The organism is Methylocella tundrae (genome assembly GCF_901905185.1).
GTDB classification, from domain to species: Bacteria; Pseudomonadota; Alphaproteobacteria; order Rhizobiales; family Beijerinckiaceae; genus Methylocapsa; species Methylocapsa tundrae.
This window is the reverse complement of sequence record NZ_CABFMQ020000122.1, coordinates 1-1,270: the sequence shown is the minus strand read 5'-3', so window position 1 is coordinate 1,270 and position 1,270 is coordinate 1. Positions and strand designations below refer to the sequence as shown.

At 62.0% G+C, this 1,270-nt stretch carries 1 protein-coding gene; it reads left to right on the top strand.

The window, feature by feature from the left end:
- Nucleotides 1–66 precede the first annotated feature (66 nt).
- Nucleotides 67–1,253 (top strand): IS3 family transposase gene (locus MPC4_RS18120; protein ID WP_174513770.1). Its coding sequence is split into 2 segments (ribosomal slippage): nucleotides 67–325 and nucleotides 325–1,253, totalling 1,188 coding nucleotides; the frame shifts between segments, so codons are not numbered across the junction.
- Nucleotides 1,254–1,270: the final 17 nt, after the last annotated feature.

Genomic DNA, 1,270 nt, shown 5'->3' with positions numbered 1-1,270 from the left:
GTTGACCTTGCCCCCTGAGGCTTATCCAGCTTGAAGTTCGCTCTGGCCCGAAATGAGGACCAGAGAATGAAGCGGAACCGTTTCAGCGAAGAGCAGATCATCGCGATCCTGAAGGAACACGAGGCCGGAATCGCCGTAGCCGAGCTGTGCCGCAAACACGGCGTCAGCGACGCCAGCATTTACAAGTGGAAGGCCAAATATGGCGGCATGGACGTCTCGGAGGCCAAGCGGCTGAAGGCGCTTGACGACGAGAACACCCGCCTGAAGCGGCTGCTGGCCGACGCCATGCTCGACAACGCCGCGCTGAAAGACCTTCTCGGAAAAAAATGGTGACGCCCGCCGAGAAGCGAGAGGCGGTCGCGCATCTTCGATCTTGCTTCGAGATGAGCGAACGGCGGGCGTGCAAGACCATCGGCTGCTGCCGAATGACGGTTCGCTATGAAGCCACCCGCCTGGATAACACGGCGTTGCGCGAGCGGATAAAGGCGATCGCGCATGAGCGGCGGCGCTTCGGCTATCGGCGGCTGCATGTCCTGCTGCGTCGGGAAGGCTATGTGATCAATCACAAGCGGCTGTTCCGGCTCTACCGTGAGGAAAAGCTTGGCGTTCGTCGGCGCAGCGGCCGCAAGCGGGCGATCGGGACGCGGGCGCCGATGTTGATCCCGCTCGCGCCCAATCAGCGTTGGTCGCTGGATTTTGTGTCGGACCAGTTGACCGACTGTCGGCGCTTTCGAGTCCTGACCGTGGTCGACGATTGCACGCGCGAATGCCTGGCCCTGGCAGCGGAAACATCGCTCTCTGGCCAGCGGGTCGCCCGAGAACTGGACCGCATCGTCGCGGAGCGCGGCCGGCCGAAGATGATCGTCAGCGACAATGGCAGCGAGTTCACCAGCAACGCCATTTTGCGGTGGGCCGACGAGTTGCGGATCGACTGGCATTACATCGCCCCAGGCAAGCCGATCCAGAACGCCTTCATCGAAAGCTTCAATGGTCGCCTCCGCGACGAGTTCTTGAATGACACTCTCTTCTCATCATTGGCCCACGCCCGCGTCATGCTGGCAAGTTGGCGCGCTGACTACAACGTCAACAGACCCCCTTCGGGTCTTGGCTGGCAGACGCCCGCCGAGTTCGCCCAAACCTTCCCGCGGCGTGAGCCGGAGCTGCGCCATCCCGCTAGCTCCGCGCCGGCTAACGCCGCTCAACCCGCCCAAAAAGGCAAATCAAACCGCCAGAGCGAACTCAGGATTGGATAAAACTGGGGGCAAGGTCA